The organism is Clostridium sp., assembly GCF_040797585.1.
In the GTDB taxonomy this organism is placed as follows: Bacteria; Bacillota; Clostridia; order Clostridiales; family Clostridiaceae; genus Clostridium_Z.
The window spans coordinates 1-3,046 of record NZ_JBFNEO010000273.1; the positions used below are offsets into that span (position 1 = coordinate 1).

2 protein-coding genes are annotated in these 3,046 nt (G+C 28.5%); both read right to left on the reverse strand.

Translation table 11 applies throughout. The features are described from left to right. On the reverse strand, positions 1 to 1,493 hold a 1,493-nt coding region (locus tag AB2369_RS12635; RefSeq protein ID WP_367666829.1), incomplete at its 3' end, for a DUF262 domain-containing protein. Positions 1,494 to 2,407: 914 nt separating this feature from the next. Then, on the reverse strand, positions 2,408 to 2,827 hold the full coding sequence (locus AB2369_RS12640; RefSeq protein WP_367666830.1) for a HutP family protein: 420 nt from the start codon (positions 2,825 to 2,827) through the stop codon (positions 2,408 to 2,410). Positions 2,828 to 3,046 lie beyond the last annotated feature (219 nt).

A 3,046-nucleotide genomic window follows, 5' to 3' on the forward strand; every position in this document is an offset into this window, starting at 1 on the left:
GGATTAGATGGTCTTCTTGGAAGAATATTATCAATACTTAGCTTGGACAGGTTAAACTCTAATTTTTTCTTACCTGGTTTGCCATCTTCCATTTCCATTCTTAAAAGAACATATTTAGGTATCATCATTCTTCCCTTAGTGTAGAAATCAGAATCATTTAAGGAGTTATAGAATAATCCTCTACTATGGTTTAATTCCTTATTAAATATGTCATTGTCTAGTACTTCTTTAACTGTATTACTTTCCTCTATAATATCTACTATCCTATGAAGTCTTGAAATTCTCTCACTAAAGTTTAGTCCATTAACCCAATCTACAGTTATTTTCTTCTCAAGTAGAGTTACAAAGTCATATAAGCCATTATCATCTCTAAACTTTTGAACAAACTTTATAACTGTAACCATCCACTCATTAAAGGATACGCCCTCTCTCATTAAGTTCATAAGATTGTTATAATAAGTTTCTTTTTCTTTATCATCTACCTCAATGGTTCCTTCTACTATATATTTAGTGTATATAGTTTTTATATCATTTAAGGTATCTATAAATTCTTTCCCTCTAAAGGTTGGATATAAGGTAAATACCTTCTTCACATACTCCTCAAATATAGTTGAAGTTGCTTTCTTTCTAAGCTTTAGAGTCCTCATAAAGCCTATTAGCATTTCAAGATTTTCACGGCCTATATCATCCTCACTATCTTCCCACTTAGCTGTATATTCATCTTGAAGCTCTTCTTCTACGGCTCTTAGATTTTCACTCTTTAAAAGATCTGAGTTTGTAAGTGGAAGTCCTCTTGCATTTATTACATTAAATAGTCTAAAGGCTGAAGCAAAGGAATCTGTGGTTATAGCTATTAAAACCACCCTTTGAAGAAGATACATTACAAATGTATTTAAAAGTTCCTTATCTAAAACTCCATCCTCATCATAGAACTTTTCCTTGAATATATTTATTGCCTTTATCATGCTAGCCTTAGCTTCATTAATATCCTCATCTTCACATTCATTAATGTTATTAGTTCCACCTAATTCTAATATGTATTTTTTAAAGAACTCCTGCTCCTTATCGCGAACATTAAGTCTTATGCTTCCCTTAGTTCCCATTAAAGCATTAGGCTTTTGATAAATTAAAGAAGATAGAGTGCTTTTATATTCTTCATTTTCTACTAAATCTCTTATAGCTGCAACAAGCATAGTAATAGAAGTTAATCTTTGCTGTCCATCTATTACATCATATACTCCTGAACCGTCATCTTTACTATTCTTTGTACAAAGGATTATACTTCCTATAAAATATGGCTCATAGGAATCAAAGTCATCTGAAAATTCATCCCTATTATTTTCTATAGCGTCTATGATATCGTCAATAAGCTGGTTAACATTCTCCTTATTCCAGCAATAAGGTCTTTGATAATTTGGTATTTCAAATAAAAATTTATCACTTAAAAGATCTTTTATGTAATATTCTTTTGCTTTTACTTTTTCACTTTTCATTTATGTCTTCCTTCCTTAGTTTATTCTAGTAAACTTATTTATATAGAATCATGGGAAGTTAATTTATACTTCATATGTTATAAAACACTAATTCTATATAAATCTTTATGATATTTACTCTTATGATGGTTTATCTACAATTTATTAAATACTACTTTTAAGAGTAAAATAAAATAAACTAGCATATTTACTAGTTATTATTTAATCTTTATTAAATAATGGTATAGCATGTCCATTAAAATTATGTATAAATTATAAAAACACGCTACAATCCTATATTTTATCATAACTCATGCAATTATAAAATTAATTTTTATAACTTCCCACCCATTTCCTATATATTATTTAAAATTAAAGTCTATTACATTTATCATTTAGGAACTTATTAAATGATTTCAGGGCTCCACTTTCTATTGCTTTTGCTTTCTTATTATTAAACCTTATTTTTATACAGATGTACTGAATCACATATTAAACTAAACTGTAATCTACCATAATTCACAGCCTATTTAAAGATTAAATTTAGATAGGGTATATGCATGGACACACCACCTCTAAATTCAATATTTTAATAGAAAATATAAAAATTCTTCTTATAAAAGTTAATAATTTTAATAGTATAACTTAGGTATAATAAGGAGTTAAATTATTTAAAGTTTTATTTATGTAAATAAACTAAGGGAAAATCCATGGTTTTAGCCATGAATTTTCCCTTAACCCATTAAACTCTATGGTGTATTATCTAATAAAATTAATTCTTCTTATCTTTAAGCTAAATCCTATTTTTAAAAATACCGCTCACCATCTTTAGCCTTATGAAGCTCTATACAAGACTTAGGCTATAGTAATCTCAAAATTACAAAGAGTATGATTATAAATGGTATTATAATCATAGAAAACATTAAAGGATTATTCTAAAGATTTGGTATTGACCTATGTCCAAGGCCTATTACAACCTCATTTAAATGAAGAAGACCAATACTTAGGAAAATACATACACTTATGTGCTCTCCATGTCTTGCAATACCTATTTTTCCACCTACATTAAGCCCATTTGCCTTAGCTAATACCTGCATTATAGCTTCTCTTGTTGCTCCTGCAACAGCTCCATCATGGACATGACAATCTTTTATTATTCCAGTTCTCTTGGATGCAACTAGAGCCCTCTCTATAATCTTTTGAATAGATGAGGTTAAATTTCCACCTATATCTACAGCAACAGCTGAAATATTATTTTCCTTGAATTCTTTTATAAGTATTTCTTCATGGCTTCTTGAAGAGATTGCCATCTCTATAGCTGCCTTTGCTATATCCACACTGTTTTTATCATTCATTAGGGCTTCCCTCCTAAATAAGTTACTTAGCTATAAAAGCTAAATCTTAAATTCTAGTTAAACTTATATAGAAAGTATATCTTAATAGAGATGTTTTTAAAAGCATTACTTAAGATATATTGATTTTCTTTGCATTAAAAAAGTATTATACAAAATCCATTCGGGATAATGAATAATACTTTAATTGCTTAAGTTAATTCTCTAGTGAAAACCTATAGT

What these genes read in the sequence shown, in the direction of transcription:
- AB2369_RS12640 (WP_367666830.1), bottom strand. Translation starts at nt 2,827, where the DNA reads ATGAATGATAAAAACAGTGTGGATATAGCAAAGGCAGCTATAGAGATG.